Annotated in this window: 18 protein-coding genes; 8 read left to right on the top strand and 10 right to left on the bottom strand. The window is 69.4% G+C overall.

The window, feature by feature from the left end; genetic code table 11:
• Window positions 1–768 carry a TOBE domain-containing protein gene (locus NX784_RS15765; RefSeq protein WP_258817653.1) on the bottom strand — a complete coding sequence of 256 codons (768 nt, stop codon included), beginning with the start codon at window positions 766–768 and terminating at the stop codon, window positions 1–3.
• A gap of 107 nt (window positions 769–875) precedes the next feature.
• Between NX784_RS15765 and modA the strand changes: the two genes are divergently transcribed.
• From modA to modC, 3 genes are read left to right on the top strand one after another with little or no spacing between them, the layout of a single operon-like run.
• Complete coding sequence (gene modA, locus NX784_RS15770) at window positions 876–1616, top strand: molybdate ABC transporter substrate-binding protein (RefSeq protein ID WP_258817630.1); 741 nt, start codon at window positions 876–878, stop codon at window positions 1614–1616.
• Complete coding sequence (gene modB, locus NX784_RS15775; RefSeq protein WP_258817631.1) at window positions 1613–2299, top strand: molybdate ABC transporter permease subunit; 687 nt, start codon at window positions 1613–1615, stop codon at window positions 2297–2299. The genes modA and modB overlap by 4 nt, the downstream gene beginning before the upstream one ends.
• Window positions 2296–3369 carry a molybdenum ABC transporter ATP-binding protein gene (gene modC / locus NX784_RS15780; protein WP_258817632.1) on the top strand — a complete coding sequence of 358 codons (1074 nt, stop codon included), beginning with the start codon at window positions 2296–2298 and terminating at the stop codon, window positions 3367–3369. The genes modB and modC overlap by 4 nt, the downstream gene beginning before the upstream one ends.
• A 7-nt stretch (window positions 3370–3376) precedes the next feature.
• On the opposite strand, the gene NX784_RS15785 is transcribed toward modC, so the two are convergent.
• Window positions 3377–4063: a beta/gamma crystallin-related protein gene (locus NX784_RS15785; protein WP_258817633.1), complete on the bottom strand. Its 687-nt coding sequence runs from the start codon at window positions 4061–4063 to the stop codon at window positions 3377–3379.
• Between the two features lie 94 nt (window positions 4064–4157).
• The gene (locus NX784_RS15790) at window positions 4158–4523 is read right to left on the bottom strand and encodes a MerR family transcriptional regulator (protein WP_258817634.1); all 366 of its coding nucleotides are present in this window, start codon (window positions 4521–4523) and stop codon (window positions 4158–4160) included.
• An 85-nt stretch (window positions 4524–4608) separates the two neighbouring features.
• Between NX784_RS15790 and NX784_RS15795 the strand changes: the two genes are divergently transcribed.
• The gene (locus NX784_RS15795; protein ID WP_258817635.1) at window positions 4609–5070 is read left to right on the top strand and encodes a hypothetical protein; all 462 of its coding nucleotides are present in this window, start codon (window positions 4609–4611) and stop codon (window positions 5068–5070) included.
• Here the strand turns inward: NX784_RS15795 and NX784_RS15800 are convergent.
• Window positions 4992–5888 (bottom strand): LysR family transcriptional regulator ArgP, encoded by an 897-nt coding sequence (locus NX784_RS15800; RefSeq protein WP_258817636.1) that lies wholly within the window; start codon window positions 5886–5888, stop codon window positions 4992–4994. The genes NX784_RS15795 and NX784_RS15800 overlap by 79 nt on opposite strands.
• Window positions 5889–5985: 97 nt before the next feature.
• Between NX784_RS15800 and NX784_RS15805 the strand changes: the two genes are divergently transcribed.
• Entirely contained in the window at window positions 5986–6603 is a 618-nt protein-coding gene (locus tag NX784_RS15805; protein ID WP_258817637.1) for a LysE/ArgO family amino acid transporter, read from the top strand.
• Here NX784_RS15805 and NX784_RS15810 read toward each other — a convergent pair.
• Window positions 6600–7589: an XdhC family protein gene (locus NX784_RS15810; RefSeq protein ID WP_258817638.1), complete on the bottom strand. Its 990-nt coding sequence runs from the start codon at window positions 7587–7589 to the stop codon at window positions 6600–6602. The two genes, NX784_RS15805 and NX784_RS15810, sit on opposite strands and share 4 nt — an antisense overlap.
• Before the next feature lie 204 nt (window positions 7590–7793).
• Here NX784_RS15810 and NX784_RS15815 point away from each other — a divergent pair, with 204 nt between their 5' ends.
• On the top strand, window positions 7794–8879 hold the full coding sequence (locus NX784_RS15815) for an NAD(P)H-dependent flavin oxidoreductase (protein ID WP_258817639.1): 1086 nt from the start codon (window positions 7794–7796) through the stop codon (window positions 8877–8879).
• Here the strand turns inward: NX784_RS15815 and NX784_RS15820 are convergent.
• Complete coding sequence (locus NX784_RS15820) at window positions 8864–9295, bottom strand: DUF7684 family protein (RefSeq protein ID WP_258817640.1); 432 nt, start codon at window positions 9293–9295, stop codon at window positions 8864–8866. The two genes, NX784_RS15815 and NX784_RS15820, sit on opposite strands and share 16 nt — an antisense overlap.
• A 138-nt stretch (window positions 9296–9433) precedes the next feature.
• On the opposite strand from NX784_RS15820, the gene NX784_RS15825 reads away from it, so the two are divergent.
• Window positions 9434–10213, top strand: a complete 780-nt coding sequence (locus NX784_RS15825; protein ID WP_258817641.1) for a glutaminyl-peptide cyclotransferase — start codon at window positions 9434–9436, stop codon at window positions 10211–10213.
• A 4-nt stretch (window positions 10214–10217) separates the two neighbouring features.
• On the opposite strand, the gene NX784_RS15830 is transcribed toward NX784_RS15825, so the two are convergent.
• From NX784_RS15830 to NX784_RS15840, 3 genes are all read right to left on the bottom strand, one after another.
• Window positions 10218–11237 carry a zinc-dependent alcohol dehydrogenase family protein gene (locus NX784_RS15830; RefSeq protein WP_258817642.1) on the bottom strand — a complete coding sequence of 340 codons (1020 nt, stop codon included), beginning with the start codon at window positions 11235–11237 and terminating at the stop codon, window positions 10218–10220.
• Between the two features lie 80 nt (window positions 11238–11317).
• Window positions 11318–11782, bottom strand: a complete 465-nt coding sequence (locus NX784_RS15835; RefSeq protein ID WP_258817643.1) for a DUF2269 family protein — start codon at window positions 11780–11782, stop codon at window positions 11318–11320.
• Window positions 11782–13119 carry an SDR family oxidoreductase gene (locus NX784_RS15840; protein ID WP_258817644.1) on the bottom strand — a complete coding sequence of 446 codons (1338 nt, stop codon included), beginning with the start codon at window positions 13117–13119 and terminating at the stop codon, window positions 11782–11784. Before NX784_RS15840 ends, NX784_RS15835 begins: the two co-directional genes overlap by 1 nt.
• Before the next feature lie 42 nt (window positions 13120–13161).
• Here NX784_RS15840 and NX784_RS15845 point away from each other — a divergent pair, with 42 nt between their 5' ends.
• The gene (locus NX784_RS15845; RefSeq protein WP_258817645.1) at window positions 13162–13632 is read left to right on the top strand and encodes a hypothetical protein; all 471 of its coding nucleotides are present in this window, start codon (window positions 13162–13164) and stop codon (window positions 13630–13632) included.
• A gap of 2 nt (window positions 13633–13634) precedes the next feature.
• Here NX784_RS15845 and NX784_RS15850 read toward each other — a convergent pair whose 3' ends face one another.
• Window positions 13635–14282, bottom strand: coding sequence for a glutathione S-transferase family protein (locus tag NX784_RS15850; RefSeq protein ID WP_258817646.1), 648 nt, complete (start codon window positions 14280–14282; stop codon window positions 13635–13637).
• Window positions 14283–14454: the final 172 nt, after the last annotated feature.

Raw genomic sequence — 14454 nt, forward strand, 5'->3', positions numbered from 1 at the left:
TCAACCCGGCACGCCCACGATCACGCTGGACGCCTTGAACATCGCCGTCGCCGTCTTGCCCTCGGCCAGTTCGAGCGCGCGTGCGCTCTCGTTCGTGATGATGGCGGCGATGGTGCCGCCGCCCGCCAGGTCGAGGACGACCTCGGTGTTGACGGCGCCCGGCGTCAGGCGCGCCACGGTGCCCGCGAGGCGGTTGCGGGCCGAGAAGCGCGCGCCGTCGCCGTCCGTCATGAGGATGATCGACGAGGCCTTGACGAGCGCGAACGCCTGCACGCCTTCAGCGAGGCCGAGGCTCGCCGTGCTCTCGTGCGTGACGATGGCGACGATGGTGTGGCCGCCCGCGATGTCGATGTCGATCTCGTCGTTGACGGCGCCCGGCTGGACGCGCGACACGGTGCCGAAGAATTGGTTGCGTGCGCTCGTTTTCATGTTCAGTCTGCCGATCAGGGTGAGGTCCGCGGCGAGGTCGCCCGCGTGCGCGTCGAGCTGGGCGACGAACTGCCGGTGCAGTTGCTCGATCGCGCGGAAATTTTTCACGAGCTGCTCGCCCCGTGCCGTCAGGCGCGTGCCGCCGCCGCCCTTGCCGCCGGTGGCGCGTTCCACCAGCGCTTCGCCGGCCAGGTTGTTCATCGCGTCGATGGCGTCCCACGCGCCCTTGTAGCTGACGCCGAGGGCTTTCGCGGCCTGGCTGATCGATCCTGTTGCGCCGATCGCCGCCAGCAGGTCGACCCGTCCCGGACCGCCGAACGTCTCGCCGCCAACCGTCATCCAGACCGAGCCCTGCAGCCCGAAGCTTGTGCCTTCACCGCCCACGATCTCTCCCGTTTCGTTTCGTTATATACTCTACTACATAACGCTGACGACAGGAGTCGAAGATGAAGCAACTTGCCGGCCTGCTGGCGCTGATCGCATGCGGTGCGGCCCAGGCGAACGACGTGCAGGTGGCCGTGGCCGCCAACTTCACGGCGCCGATGCAGAAGATCGCGGCCGCGTTCGAACGGGACACGGGCCACAAGGCCGTCCTTGCATTCGGCGCCACCGGCAAGTTCTACGCGCAGATCGTCAACGGTGCGCCGTTCGAGGTGCTGCTCGCGGCCGACGACGAGACGCCGGCAAAACTGGAGGCGGAACACCGCACCGTGCCCGGCACGCGCTTCACGTACGCGACGGGCAAGCTCGTGCTGTGGTCCGCGCAGGACGGCTATGTCGACGCCCAAGGGCACGTGTTGCGGACGGGCGATTTCGCGCACCTGGCGATCGCGAATCCGAAGACGGCCCCATACGGCGCGGCCGCCGTCGAGACGCTCCAGAAACTGCACGTGTACGAGCGCGTGCAGGGCAGGCTCGTGCAGGGCGAGAACATCGCGCAGGCTTACCAGTTCGTCGGCACGGGCAATGCGCCGCTCGGCTTCGTCGCGCTGTCGCAGGTCTATCGCGACGGCAAATTCACGTCGGGCTCGGGCTGGATCGTGCCCGACAGCCTGCACGCGCCGATCCGCCAGGATGCCGTGATCCTCGCCAAGGGCAGCGCCAATCCGGCCGCGAAGGCGCTGGAAGACTACCTGAAGTCGGACAAGGCGAAGGACATCATCCGCTCGTACGGCTACGCGCTGTGACGCTCGACGCCGCCGACCTCGCGGCCGTCCGGCTGACGCTGGAACTGGCCACTGTCGTGACCGTGCTGCTGCTGGTCGTCGGCACGCCCATCGCGTGGTGGCTCGCGCGCACGCGCTCGCGCCTGCGCCACGCCGTCGGGGCCGTCGTCGCCCTGCCCCTCGTGCTGCCGCCCACCGTCATCGGTTTTTATTTGCTGCTGCTATTGGGGCCCCATGGCCCTGTCGGCCGGTTCACGGAGGCGCTGGGCATCGGCCTGCTGCCGTTCTCGTTCGGCGGCCTCGTGCTGGCGTCCGTCTGCTATTCGCTGCCGTTCGTCGTGCAACCGCTGCAGAACGCGTTCGAGGCGATCGGTCCGCGCCCGCTGGAAGTGGCGGCCACGTTGCGTGCGAGCCCGTGGGATGCGTTCTGGTCCGTCGCGGTGCCCCTCGCGCGACCCGGTTTCCTGTCCGGCGCCGTGCTCGGGTTCGCGCACACCGTCGGCGAATTCGGCGTCGTCTTGATGATCGGCGGGAATATCCCGGACAGGACGCGCGTCGTCTCCGTGCAGATCTACGACCACGTGGAGGCGCTCGAATACGCGCAGGCGCACTGGCTCGCGGGCGGCATGCTGGTCTTCAGCTTCGTCGTGCTGCTCGCGCTGTACACCCTCAATCCGCAGGCGATGACAGGACGGCGCCGATGACGGACGGATTGCGCGTGCGCCTGCGCCTGGACCGCGGCGCGTTTCAATTGGACGTCGACCTCGACCTGCCGCAGCGGGGCATCAGCGCGCTGTTCGGCCACTCCGGCTCGGGCAAGACGACGATCCTGCGCGCCATCGCCGGCCTGGAACGCGCGCCCGGCGGCTACGTCGCGTTGGGTAGTGAGGTCTGGCAGGACGATGCGCGCTTCGTGCCCGTGCATGCGCGCGCGCTCGGCTACGTGTTCCAGGAAGCGAGCCTGTTCCCGCATCTGTCCGTGCGCGCCAACCTGGACTTCGGGCGCAAGCGCGTGCCCGCGCAGGCGCGCCGCTTCGCGCTGGAACCGGTGGCGGCGCTGCTCGGCATCGAAGGCTTGCTGGACCGGCGCCCGGACGGCCTGTCGGGCGGCGAGCGCCAGCGCGTCGCGATCGCGCGTGCCCTGCTCGCGTCGCCGCGCCTGCTGCTGATGGACGAACCGCTGGCCGCGCTGGATCTGCGCCGCAAGCAGGAGATCCTGCCGTATCTGGAGCGGCTGCACGAGGAACTGGCAATCCCGATCGTCTACGTGAGCCACGCCCCGGACGAAGTGGCGCGCCTGGCCGACCACCTCGTGCTGCTGGACGACGGCAAGGCCGTGGCGAGCGGGCCGCTGACGGACACGCTGGCGCGCGTCGACCTGCCGCCCGCCTTCGCCGACGACGCCGGTGTCGTGCTGGAGACGACCTTGGCCGGCCACGAAGAAGACGCCCTGTCGCGGCTGGAATTCGCGGGCGGCGCGCTGCTGGTGGGCCGGCGTCGCGAAGCCGTCGGCACCCATCTGCGCTGCCGCATTCACGCGCGCGACGTCAGCCTGGCGCTGGAACGGCCGCACGGCAGCAGCATCGTGAACCGTCTGCCGGCCGTGGTGACGGCCGTCGCCGCCACAGACACGCCCGGTCACGTGCTCGTGCAGCTGCGGATCGGAGAGTCTCCGGTGCTGGCGCGCATCACGGCCCGCTCGCGCCGCGAACTGGGCATCGCGCCCGGCCAGCAGCTGTGGGCCCAGATCAAGGGCGTGGCGCTGCTGACCTGATGCCGGTTCAGCGCACGCGGCGCATCGACGAGATGCGGTTGCTCATCCGCTGGAGGCCTTCGTAGCGGCCCGGGCCCAGGACGATGCATTCACCGCGGAAGTCGGCGTGCTCGCAGAATTCCCAGCGGCCTTCGCGGATGATCATCGAGCTGGCGCGGTCGTTGAAGCCGACGTCGCTCATCGCGCGCACGTCCTGCGACAGCTGGACTTGGGGGCCTTCGAAGCCGGGGCCCGCGAACATCATCACGTCTGCGCCCCCGCGGTTGCCCCAGCCGCCGCCGCCCTCGCGATAGCCGCCGCGGTCGTCGTCGCGCCGGCCATCGTGGTCACGGTCGCGCCACTCGTCGCGGTCGTGGTCACGGTCGCGGTCGCGCCAGCGGCCCTCGCCGCGGTCGACCTGGCGGGCCGACGAGATGGCGTCATTAAAACCCGGCAGCTCGCGGTATTCGCCCGGACCGAATTCGGCGCAGCGGCCGCCGAAGTTCGCGTGCTCGCACAGCAGCCACGTGCCGGAGCGGATGACGACGCTCGACGCGCGGTCGTTGAAGTTGAGGTCGCCCAGGTTCGTCGCGTCGCGGTCGATCGTGACGCGTTGACCGCGGAAATTGCTGTCCGAGAACAGGGTCAGTTCGCCGGCAAAGGCGGCGTGAGTGAAAGTTGCCAACACGGCGGCGGCGGCAAGCAGGCGTTTCATGATTTCTCCATCGATGGTCGTGCGCCTTTTATCGGCGCCTGTGCAGTTAACGGCCGCCCGGTCCTCGCGGCTGACAGTTTCCTGTAACAAAATCCTACACGGAAGTGAGGACGGGGCAGCCAAATCCTGGCCGGTCCAGCTCGCGCGCCAGGTTGGAGCGCAGCGCGGACAGGGCGGCGATGCGCGCGTCGATGTCGTCCAGCTTGCGCAGCAGGGCGGTGCGCAGTTGCGGTGCGGCCGCGGCCGGGTCGTCCAGCAGCGGCAGACCCGTCTCGATTTCCGCCAGGGTAAAGCCGAGCGCCTGCGCCGCGCGCAGGTAGCACAGCCATTGGACGGCTTCCGGCGGATAGTCGCGGTAGCCATTGGCGAGCCGGCGCGACAGCAGCAGACCGCGCTTCTCGTAGAAGCGCAGGGTGTCCCGGCTGAGTCCTGTGGCGGTGGCGAGTTCTCCGATTTGCATGCGATAGTGACAACAAGGAAGGACTTGACCTTGGAGTGTACTCCAGGGTTCATGATTGCCGGAACATTCATTGTCGGGAGTTCCCATGCGCCGTTCCACTTTTCTGACCCTCGTGCGCGCCAGCGCCGCCTACGACTTGCTGCTGACGGCGCCGTTCGCCACGCCCTGGACGTTCGCCGTCGCGCACGCCCAGTTGTCCGCCGTGAACGCATCCCTCGGCGGCGCCGCGCTGCCCGCCTTCGGCCCTTTCCACGTCCTGTTCGCCTGCCTGATGGGGAGCATCGTGCTCGTGTGGTCCGTGCTGCGCCTGCGCGCCCCCAGCGTGGCGCTGGGCCGCTACGACGGCACGGCGCGGTTCCTGTTCTCGACCTGGATGGCATGGGCGCTGACTGCCAGCGGCGCGCCGCTGCTGTGGCTGTTCCTCGTGCCGGAATTCTGCTGGGGCGTCGCGCAGTGGCTGCCCGTCGCTCAGGACGACGGCGGCAGCAGCACGGCGCGGGCGCCTTTTACCAACGCGGCGCCCATGCGTTCCAGCCGCGGCGGCTGAATGCGCCACGCGTGCCAATACAGCGTCACATCGACGTGCAGGTGCGGCGTGAGGTCGACGAGCGCCCCGCTGGCGAGCATGTCCGCGCACTGTTCCAGCGGCAGCAGGCCGTAGCCGAGGCCCAGGCGGATCGCCTGCACGTACGGGTCGCTGGACGGGACGTAATGAAACGGGTACGCGCCCTCCGGCAGGCCGAAGTGCTGCAGCAGGAACGCCGTCTGCAGCCGGTCGTTGCGGTCGAACACCATCACGGGCGCGCGCCGTGCGGCCTCGCGCGTGATCCCGCCGGGGAACCAGCGCGCGGCGAAGGCGGGCGCCGCCACCATCCGGTACCGCATCGTGCCGAGCGGACTGACGGTGCAGCCGCGCATCGGCTCCGATTCGCCCGACACGCAGGCGAGCGCGAGCCCCTGTTCCAGCAGCGCGAACGTGTGCCGCTGGTCGCCCGTGACGAATTCCACGAGCAGCCCTTCCGCGATCAGCACGGGCGCCAGCACGGGCAGCAACCAGGTGGCCAGGGTGTCGTTATTGACGGCCAGCGCCACGCGCACGGGGCCCGGATCGCTGTGCTGCTCGGCGAAGAATTCGTCTTCCAGCAGCGCGCGCCGGCGGAGGAATTGCAGCAGCCGCATGCCGGGCGCCGTCGGCCGGCAGGGACGGGAGCGGACGAGCAGCGGCGTGCCGAGGTCGTGTTCCAGCGCGGCGATGCGCTGCGAGATGGCGGACGGCGTCACGTTCAGCCGCGCGGCCGCCTGCTCCAGGCTGCCGCTGTCGACGGCGGCGACGAACGCCTCGCTGCGGCGCGGATCGATGTTCATGGGATTAGCCCAGCTTAATGAACTTTAGAATTCATTAATATAATTGATGTGGCCGCGCTTGGCGGGCATGCTGCTCCGCAATCACAACGGAGTAACCATGTTTTCACAACCCATCTTCCTGCAAGGCCTCGGCATGGGCGCGAGCCTGATCATGCCGATCGGCGCCCAGAACGCGCACGTCATCCGCACGGGCGTGGCCGGCCGCCACGTCGTGCTGACGGTCGCGTGCTGCGTCCTCATCGACGTCGTCCTGATCGCGCTGGGCATGTCCGGCTTCGGCGCGCTGATCGAACATTCGCCTGCGCTGCTGCAGGCGGCACGCTGGGGCGGCGCCGCATTTTTGCTGTGGTACGGCGTGCGCTGCCTGGCGAGCAGCTGGCGCGGCGCGTCCGTGCCGCAGGCGACCACCGGCCAGGCCGCATCGAGCGCGGCGCGCGCGCTGGGCATCGTGCTCGCGATGTCGCTGCTGAATCCGCACGTCTACCTGGACACGGTCGTGCTGCTGGGTGCCGTCGGCAGCAGCCTCGCGGCCGGTCACCGCGCGTCGTTCGCGGCTGGCGCGATGACGGCGTCGCTGCTGTGGTTTTCCGTGCTGGGGCTGGGCGCGCGCCGCTGCGCGTTCGTGCTGGCGCGGCCCGCCGTGTGGCGCGCCGTGGAAGCGTTCACGGGCACGACGATGCTCGTGCTGGCCGCGCTGCTGCTGGCCGAACGCTAGGCCGCCAGTGTCTTGCCCTGTTCGACCGACATCTGCGCGGGCAGCGCGACGCCGTTCTTCACGGCCGTGAGTTCGGCGAGGATGGAGATGGCGATCTCATACGGCGTCTTGCTGCCGATGTACAGGCCGATGGGGCCGTGCAGCTTCGCGATCTGGTCGTCCGTCAGGTCGAATTCGCGCAGGCGCTCGCGCCGCCGCGCATTGTTGGCGCGCGAGCCGATGGCGCCGACGTAGAACGCGTCCGTCTTCAGCGCTTCCATCAGCGCGAGGTCGTCCAGTTTGGGGTCGTGGGTGAGGGCGACGACGGCGCTGCGGCTGTCCAGTTTCATCTCCAGCACGACGTCGTCCGGCATCGCGTGCACGACGTTCACGCCGGGCAGGTTCCAGCTGGCGCGGTATTCCTCGCGCGGGTCGCACACGGTCACCTGGTATTCGAGGCCGACGGCGATCTGCGCGAGGAATTGCGACAGCTGGCCGGCGCCGATGATCAGCAGCCGCAGGCGCGGGCCGTGGATCGTGACGAGCGTCGCGCCGTCCATGCGCAGCCGCTCGTCGGCCCGGCCTTGTTCCAGGTCGACGGCGCCGCTCGCGAGATCGAGCGTGCGTCGCGTGAGCACGCGGCGCTGCGCCAGCGCGAGCAGTTCGTCCATGCGGCTCCCCGGGCCGAGCGGCTCGACGACGAGCTGGATCGTGCCGCCGCAGGGCAGGCCGAAGCGGTGCGCCTCGTCGGCCGAGATGCCGTACGTGACGACTTCCGGCGCCGTACGTACGATGCCTTGTTCGCGCACGACGGCGATCAGGTCGTCCTCGATGCAGCCGCCCGACACCGAGCCGAAGACGACGCCGTCCGCGCGGATCGCCATCGTGGCGCCTTCCGGCCGCGGGCTCGAACCCCACGTGCGCACGACGGTCACGTACTCGCAGCGCCAGCCGGCCCGCAGCCACTGGTCGCAGGCGTGCAGCACTTCGAGGTCGATACTGTCCATGATGTCCTTTTTGTTGCCGAACGATAAATCAAACAAGCCCGCCGCCGGACGCGTGCAGGCAGCGTGCATGCTAACGCAAAACGGCCGGCGACGACGACGCGGCTGTATCTCTAAACGGTTTATATCGTTTCCGACGGACGCCGCCAGCATGCGGGCGCGGGCGGCGCTATACTCATGGGAATCGCGACCGTCCTGGAGACCACCATGAAACCGGATTTGCTGTCCCTGCTGCGCATCGACCTGCCCATCATCCAGGCCCCGATGGCCGGCGTCTCGACGGCGGCGCTGGCCGCGGCCGTGTCGGAGGCGGGCGCGCTCGGCTCGATCTCCGTCGGTGCAGGTGACGCAACGCAGGGCCGCGCCGCCATCGCCGACGTACGCCGCCTGACGGACCGGCCGTTCAACGTCAACGTGTTCTGCCACCGTCCCGCCGCGGCCGACGCCGCGCGTGAAGCGGCCTGGCTCGACTACCTCGCACCGCACTTCGCGGCCAACGGCGCGCAGCCGCCGGCCGCGCTGCGCGAAATCTACAAGAGCTTCGTCGACGACGACGACATGCTCGAGGTGATCCTGGAAGCCCGTCCGGCCGTCGTCAGCTTCCACTTCGGCCTGCCGGACGCGCACCGCATCGAGGCGCTGAAGGATGCGGGCATCGTGCTGCTGGGCAGCGCGACGTCGGTGGCGGAAGCGAGACAAGTGGAGGCCGCCGGCATCGACGCCGTCGTCGCGCAGGGCTACGAGGCCGGCGGCCACCGCGGGCTGTTCGATCCGGAGCGCGGCGACCCGGCCATCGGCACGTTCGCGCTGACGGAGCTCGTCGCGAGCGCCGTGCGCATTCCCGTGATCGCGGCGGGCGGCGTCATGAACGGGGCCGGTATCGCCGCCGCGATGCGCCTGGGCGCCAGCGCTGCACAGATGGGCACTGCGTTCATCCTGTGCCCGGAATCGTCGGCGACGAAGCACCACCGCGCGCTGATGCAGGCGGGCGAGGGCGTCATCACGGCCGTGACGGACGTCGTCTCGGGCCGTCCCGCGCGCGGCCTGGTGAACCGCCTGTTCAGCGAGATCGGTGCGCCCGGCCATCCGCCGCTGCCCGACTATCCGATCGCCTATGATGCGGTGAAGGCGCTGAACGCGGCCGCCACGAAGGCGGGCAACAGCGACTTCACGGTGAACTGGGCCGGCCAGGGTTTTCCGCTCGCGCGCGAGCTGCCGGCGGGGGAACTGGTGCGCCTCCTGGGCGAGGAACTGGCGCAGAACGGCTGGGTGCCTCGTCAGGCGTCCGCGTAGGCCGCCTCGATCGCTTCCTTGCGCGGCGCGTCCGCGATGTGCACGATGAGCACCGCGTCGAGCGGCAGCACGGGATGCGCGGCGCGGTGCTTGGCGAACCAGAACACCTCGTCGATGTCCTCGTCGTCAGGCGCGTGCGACGTGACCAGCACGCGGCGCTCGTCGGGCGCATCCTCGTAGTCGACGGCTTCCAGCGCGGCGTCGTCGACGGCCTCGGTCCACGCCTCGGCATCCTTGCCCCACGCCTGCACGTAGCGGGCGCCGGATGCGACGAGCCAGCGTGCCGCGTCCCACAACCACATCTCGGCCACGTCGTCCTCGGCGAGCACGATGGCGAGGAATGGCGGGCGGTTGCCGAGGTCGGGCAGGTCGGCGTCGGGCGGCAGGTGCAGATAGGCGGTGGTCTGGCGGTGCATGGCATCGGTTGCGAGCGGGGTGAGGGCGCCAGCTTACCACCGGCCGCGCAAAACCTGGAGACAAGTCAACCGGGGCGGCCCGGCTGCGTTACCATCTCGTACCGCCGGGGTCGTCCGGCCATCGATCCGTGGAGTCACATGAACATCTTCGCTTCCGTGGCGCTCGCCGCCGCTTCCGTCACAGTCGCGGGCGCCGCCCAGGCCGCCATTCCCGTGTACGGCTTTTTCGTCAAGCACACGTACCCGCATGACCCGCAAGCCTTCACGCAGGGCCTGTTCTTCAAGGATGGCCAGTTGTACGAGACCACAGGCCGCAAAGGCACGTCGTCGCTGCGCAAGGTCGACCTCAAGACGGGCAAGGTCGTGCAGAAGAAGGACTTGGCGGACGAGTACTTCGGCGAAGGTTCGACGGCCGTGGGCGACACCATCGTCAACCTGACGTGGCAGTCGAACGTCGGCTTCCTCTTCGACGCCAGGACGTTCACATTGAAAGGCCGCTTCAACTACAAGGGCGAAGGCTGGGGCCTGGCCAGCGACGCGCACCACGTCTACATGAGCGACGGCTCGGCCGAGATCCGCGTGCTCGACCCCAAGACGCTCGACGAGGAGCGCCGCATCAAGGTGACGGCCGAGGGCAAGCCGATCACCCGGCTCAACGAGCTGGAGGTCGTCGACGGCCAGATCTTCGCCAACGTGTGGGGCACGGACGTCATCGCGCGCATCGACCCGGACAGCGGCAACGTCGTCGGCTGGATCGACCTCACGGGCCTGCTGCCGGCCGGCCAGCGCGGCACGCCGGACCCGGACGCCGTGTTGAACGGCATCGCGTACGAACCGAAGCAGCATCGCCTGTACGTGACGGGGAAGCTGTGGCCGAAGCTGTTCGAGATCGAGCTCGTACCGATCGAAAAACGTTGACGCGTTACGACGTCACGGCAATGACGACCTTGCCGAAGTGCGAGCCGGACGCCATGTACCGGTACGCCTCGCGCGCCTGGTCGAACGTAAACACGCGGTCGACGACGGGCTGCAGCCCGGTGATGTCGGCGAAGCGCACGACTTTTTCCAGCATCGCGCGGCTGCCGACGAAGATGCCCACGAGGCGCTTGGCGCTGGCCATCAACGTGGCCGGGTTGACGTCGCCGCCGGCGCCGCTCACGCTGCCGATGATGGCGACGGTGCCGCCCATCGCGGCGGACGCGATCGACCGGTTCACCGTCCCCTGGCCGCCCACTTCCAGCACGACGTGCGCGCCCATGCCGCCCGTCGCGCGCAGCACTTCCTCCTGCCATTCCGGCGTCGTGCGGTAGTTGATGACGTGGCGCGCGCCGAGGTCCTTCGCGCGCTGCAGCTTGGCGTCGCTGGACGACGTGACGATCGTGTCCAGGCCCGCGGCCTTGGCCAGTTGCAGGCCCAGGATGCTCACACCGCCCGTCCCCAGCAGCAGTACCGTATCGCCTGGCCGGACGGCGTTGGCGGATTCGAAGATGGCATTCCACGCCGTGACGCCGGCGCAGGGCAGGGTGGCCGCGTCGACGTAGCTCATGCCGGCGGGGATGATCACGAGCGCGCCCTCGTCCAGCACGACGTCCTCCGCCAGCATGCCGTCGATGTCGCCGCCGAGCGCGTGGCGGGTCTTGTCCGGACCCGTGGCGCCGTCGTGCCAATGCGGGAAGAACGACGCGACGACGCGGTCGCCGGGCTGCACGCGCGTGACGCCGGGGCCCGTCGCGACGACCTCGCCGGCGCCGTCCGAACAGGGGATGATGGGGTCGTCGACGGTGACGAGGTAGTTGCCGCCGGCGACCATCAGGTCGCGGTAGTTCAGCGAGACGGCGTGCACGCGGACGCGCACTTCGCCGGTGCCAAGTTCACGGTCGGGGAAATCCACGCATTGCAGCCCGTCGATACCCTCGCCGGGTAGGATCTGGTAAGCCCGCATCGCACCTCCGTCGGTTGGTCGTCCGTCCACGCGGGACGGGACGCCATTGTCGCCGCAACGCGCCCATGCGCGGCGCACGCCTACATCGGCTTGGCCACCATCAACCAGAAGATGACGACGAACGCGATGAACGCGGGCACGCCGAGTCCGGCCCAGGTGAAGAAGTAGCGCCAGTAAAGCGGCGGCAGGTCGGTGCCGGCGCGGGCGGCGTCGGCCGCGATGTCGCGCAGGCGCATCTGCAGCCAGACGACGGGCAGCCAGCACGCGCCCGCCAGCACGTACAGCACCACCGACCACATGAGCCAGCGGCTGTGCAGCGGATAGCCGGCCAGGTGCACCATGTAGAACCCGGTGGCCGGTTGGATGACGGCCGTCGTCGCCGTGAACAGCCAGTCCGCGATCACGACATAGCGGCTGACGACGGCGATCGCGCGCACGTCGCGGCTCACGTTCGCAAACAGCATGTACCACGCCGAGCCGATGCCCGTGCCGAACAAAAAGGTCGACGACAGGATGTGCAGCCATTTCACGACGACGTAGTCCATCAGGTGTCTTCTTTCTCGAGTTCGTACAGCAGCCAGATCGCGGCCAGGATCGGCAGGTTCTTCGTCAGCGGCCCGTACGGATGGGCCAGGAATTCGGGCAGCCGCAGCGCGATCACGATCGTATAAAAACCGATCAGCGCGAGCTGGATGCGCCACAGCCAGCGGCGCCGGCGCAAGAACAGCGTGCCCAGGCCCAGCAGCAGGTCGCACAGCGCCGCACCGTACAGCATCAACGGGCGCAGGGACTCCGGGATGCCGGAGCGGGCCAGCAGATCGTAGCTCGCGTCGGCCGGGTAGACGAAGGCGGAGACGACGGCGGTGGCGAGCCACACGGCCGCGATGGCGAGGCGCAGCACGGGCAGCAGCCAGTCGAGCTTGGCGCGCGCGCGCTCGGCATCGGGGGCGACGACGAACGAGGCGATGGGGCGGGGCGGGCGCCCGAGCAGGCGCAGCGTGGGGCCGGCGTCGGCCGTGCTGCCGCGGTCGAGCATGCGCAGCGCATCCGGGTCGAGCAGGGCGCCCGGCAGCCACGCGCCCGCGCGGGCGAGCAGGCGCGCGACGCCGCCCGGCACCGGCAGCACGCGCAGCCGCCCCATGCCCAGTGCGCGGCGCAGGGCGGCGAGGTAATCGACGAAGGGCAGTGCTTCTGCACCGACGAGGGCGACGCGGCGCACGGTGCCGCCGCCCGGCTGCGCGTCGCCCGGTGAAGCGTCGCCCGGCTCCACGTACAGCCGCTGGCGCAGCAAGGTGACGATGGCGGCCACGACGTCGTCCACGTGGATCGGCTGCACGCGTTGCGCTGCATTCCCCAGCTTCGCGGCGAACGGCAGCGACGCCATCGCCTTGAACACGCGCGCGCTGGTACCGTCCGCGCCGTACACGAGCGACGGCTGCACGATGACGGCGCGCAGCGGCAAGGTGGCGAGATAGTCGTCGGCCGCCTTCTTGGACAGGTGGTACGCGGTGTCGGCCCCTGCGTCGGCGCCCAGCGCGGACAGCTGCACGACCATGTGCACGTCGTCCGATTCGGCGCACGCGGCGAACAGGGCGCGGGGCGTGCGCACGTGCAGGTTGTCGAAGGTTTGCGTGCCGCTTTCGCGGAAGATGCCGACCGTGTTGACGACGGCGTCCACCCCGGAAAGGCGCGCCAGCCACGTGGATTTATCGGTATCGTGGGCGAAGTCGGCATGGATCGCGGACAGGCGCGGATGGTCGGGCAGGGCGCCCCGGTGCTCGGGGTGGCGCAGCGCGCATACGACGTCGTGGCCTTCCGCCAGCAGCGCGTGCAGCAGGTGTCGTCCGATGAATCCGCTGGCTCCCGTGAGCAGGATCCGCATGCGCGCTCCTTTCGTCTCTCACTCATCGTACCAGAGGACTTCATGGAAGCATGGAACACGGCATTCAGGCGCGGCCTCGTCGGCGGCGCCACCTCCAGCGTGCTCTCGACGGCGGCGCTCGCGCTGCTCGGCAGGCAGCAGGCCGGCAGCGCGTATGCGCCCACCAACGCCGTCAGCCACTGGATCTGGGGCGATGAAGCGTTGCGCGCGGATGCACCGAGCATGCGCCACACGGTGCCCGGCTACCTGATCCACCACGGCAGCGCGACGTTCTGGTCGGTGCTGTTCGAGCGCGTGTGCGGCCCGCTGCTCGACCGCAGGGAGCCCGCGACGACGCTTGGCGTGGCGACGGCGGCATCGGCCGTGGCGTGCTTCGTCGACTACCGGCTGACACCCAGGCGCCTCCAACCCGGCTTCGAACAGCATTTATCCCGGCCGGCGCTGGCCGTCGTCTACGGCGCGTTCGGCGTGGGGCTTGCGCTCGGCGCGATGCTGAGCCGGAGGACGGGCTGACGTCAGGGGTGGGGTGGCGCGTTGACCGCCAGCTGCGCCGCGAACGCGCGCTGGTACGCGGGGCGCGCCTCGCCGCGCGCGACGTAGGCCGCCAGCACGGGGAATTCGTCGAGGATGCCGGACGGCCTCACCCGCAGCAGCACCGACACCATCATGAGATCGCCCGCGCTGAACGGGCCGTCGAGCCACTCGGCATCGCCCAGATACGCGGACAGCTGGCGCAGGCGGTCGCGCACGCGCTCCTCGACGAGCGGGAGACGGTCCTTGCTCCACGGCTTGTCGCCTTCGAAGATGCGCGCCGTGACCAGTTCCAGGATGGGTGGCTCGACCGTGTTGACGGCGGCGAACATCCACGCGACGGCGCGCGCCCGCGCGTTGGCGTCTTCCGGCAGCAGGCCGCCGTGGCGCTGCGCGATGTACAGCACGATCGCACCCGTCTCGAACAGCACGAGGCCGTCCTCCTCGTACGTGGGGATCTGGCCGAACGGGTGCAGGGCAAGGTGCGCGGGTTCCTTCATCGCGCGGAACGACACGAGGCGGACATCGTAGGGCAGGCCCGCTTCCTCCAGCGCCCAGCGCACGCGCGTGTCGCGCGCGAGACCCTTGCCGCCGTCAGGCGAGCGTTCGAATGCGGTGATCGTGATGGGCATATTTGTCTAACCAGAAGAGTGGCAACGGATCGCGTCGTCGCGTCGGGCAGAAGAATATTTTCATCTCGATATTAGCATTGACTGCTTTCCCGCGCGGCTGCCCGACTGCCTTCAGTGTGAGCTAGAAACTTGCTCAGCCTCAAATTTTTCCGTGCTCCGCTCCTTATCATTG

Origin of the sequence: Massilia pinisoli (genome assembly GCF_024753285.1) — a bacterium.
In the GTDB taxonomy this organism is placed as follows: domain Bacteria; phylum Pseudomonadota; class Gammaproteobacteria; order Burkholderiales; family Burkholderiaceae_D; genus Telluria; species Telluria pinisoli.

Bases quoted from the DNA above. Each gene is read 5' to 3' on its own strand.
- NX784_RS15800 (WP_258817636.1), bottom strand. From the start codon at position 5,888: ATGAACATCGATCCGCGCCGCAGCGAGGCGTTCGTCGCCGCCGTCGAC.
- NX784_RS15785 (WP_258817633.1), bottom strand. From the start codon at position 4,063: ATGAAACGCCTGCTTGCCGCCGCCGCCGTGTTGGCAACTTTCACTCAC.
- NX784_RS15810 (WP_258817638.1), bottom strand. From the start codon at position 7,589: ATGGACAGTATCGACCTCGAAGTGCTGCACGCCTGCGACCAGTGGCTG.
- NX784_RS15820 (WP_258817640.1), bottom strand. From the start codon at position 9,295: ATGCACCGCCAGACCACCGCCTATCTGCACCTGCCGCCCGACGCCGAC.
- NX784_RS15840 (WP_258817644.1), bottom strand. From the start codon at position 13,119: ATGCGGATCCTGCTCACGGGAGCCAGCGGATTCATCGGACGACACCTG.
- NX784_RS15830 (WP_258817642.1), bottom strand. From the start codon at position 11,237: ATGCGGGCTTACCAGATCCTACCCGGCGAGGGTATCGACGGGCTGCAA.
- NX784_RS15835 (WP_258817643.1), bottom strand. From the start codon at position 11,782: ATGGACTACGTCGTCGTGAAATGGCTGCACATCCTGTCGTCGACCTTT.
- NX784_RS15850 (WP_258817646.1), bottom strand. From the start codon at position 14,282: ATGCCCATCACGATCACCGCATTCGAACGCTCGCCTGACGGCGGCAAG.
- NX784_RS15815 (WP_258817639.1), top strand. From the start codon at position 7,794: ATGAAACCGGATTTGCTGTCCCTGCTGCGCATCGACCTGCCCATCATC.
- NX784_RS15825 (WP_258817641.1), top strand. From the start codon at position 9,434: ATGAACATCTTCGCTTCCGTGGCGCTCGCCGCCGCTTCCGTCACAGTC.
- modC (WP_258817632.1), top strand. From the start codon at position 2,296: ATGACGGACGGATTGCGCGTGCGCCTGCGCCTGGACCGCGGCGCGTTT.
- modA (WP_258817630.1), top strand. From the start codon at position 876: ATGAAGCAACTTGCCGGCCTGCTGGCGCTGATCGCATGCGGTGCGGCC.
- NX784_RS15805 (WP_258817637.1), top strand. From the start codon at position 5,986: ATGTTTTCACAACCCATCTTCCTGCAAGGCCTCGGCATGGGCGCGAGC.
- NX784_RS15765 (WP_258817653.1), bottom strand. From the start codon at position 768: ATGACGGTTGGCGGCGAGACGTTCGGCGGTCCGGGACGGGTCGACCTG.
- NX784_RS15845 (WP_258817645.1), top strand. From the start codon at position 13,162: ATGGAAGCATGGAACACGGCATTCAGGCGCGGCCTCGTCGGCGGCGCC.
- NX784_RS15790 (WP_258817634.1), bottom strand. From the start codon at position 4,523: ATGCAAATCGGAGAACTCGCCACCGCCACAGGACTCAGCCGGGACACC.
- NX784_RS15795 (WP_258817635.1), top strand. From the start codon at position 4,609: ATGCGCCGTTCCACTTTTCTGACCCTCGTGCGCGCCAGCGCCGCCTAC.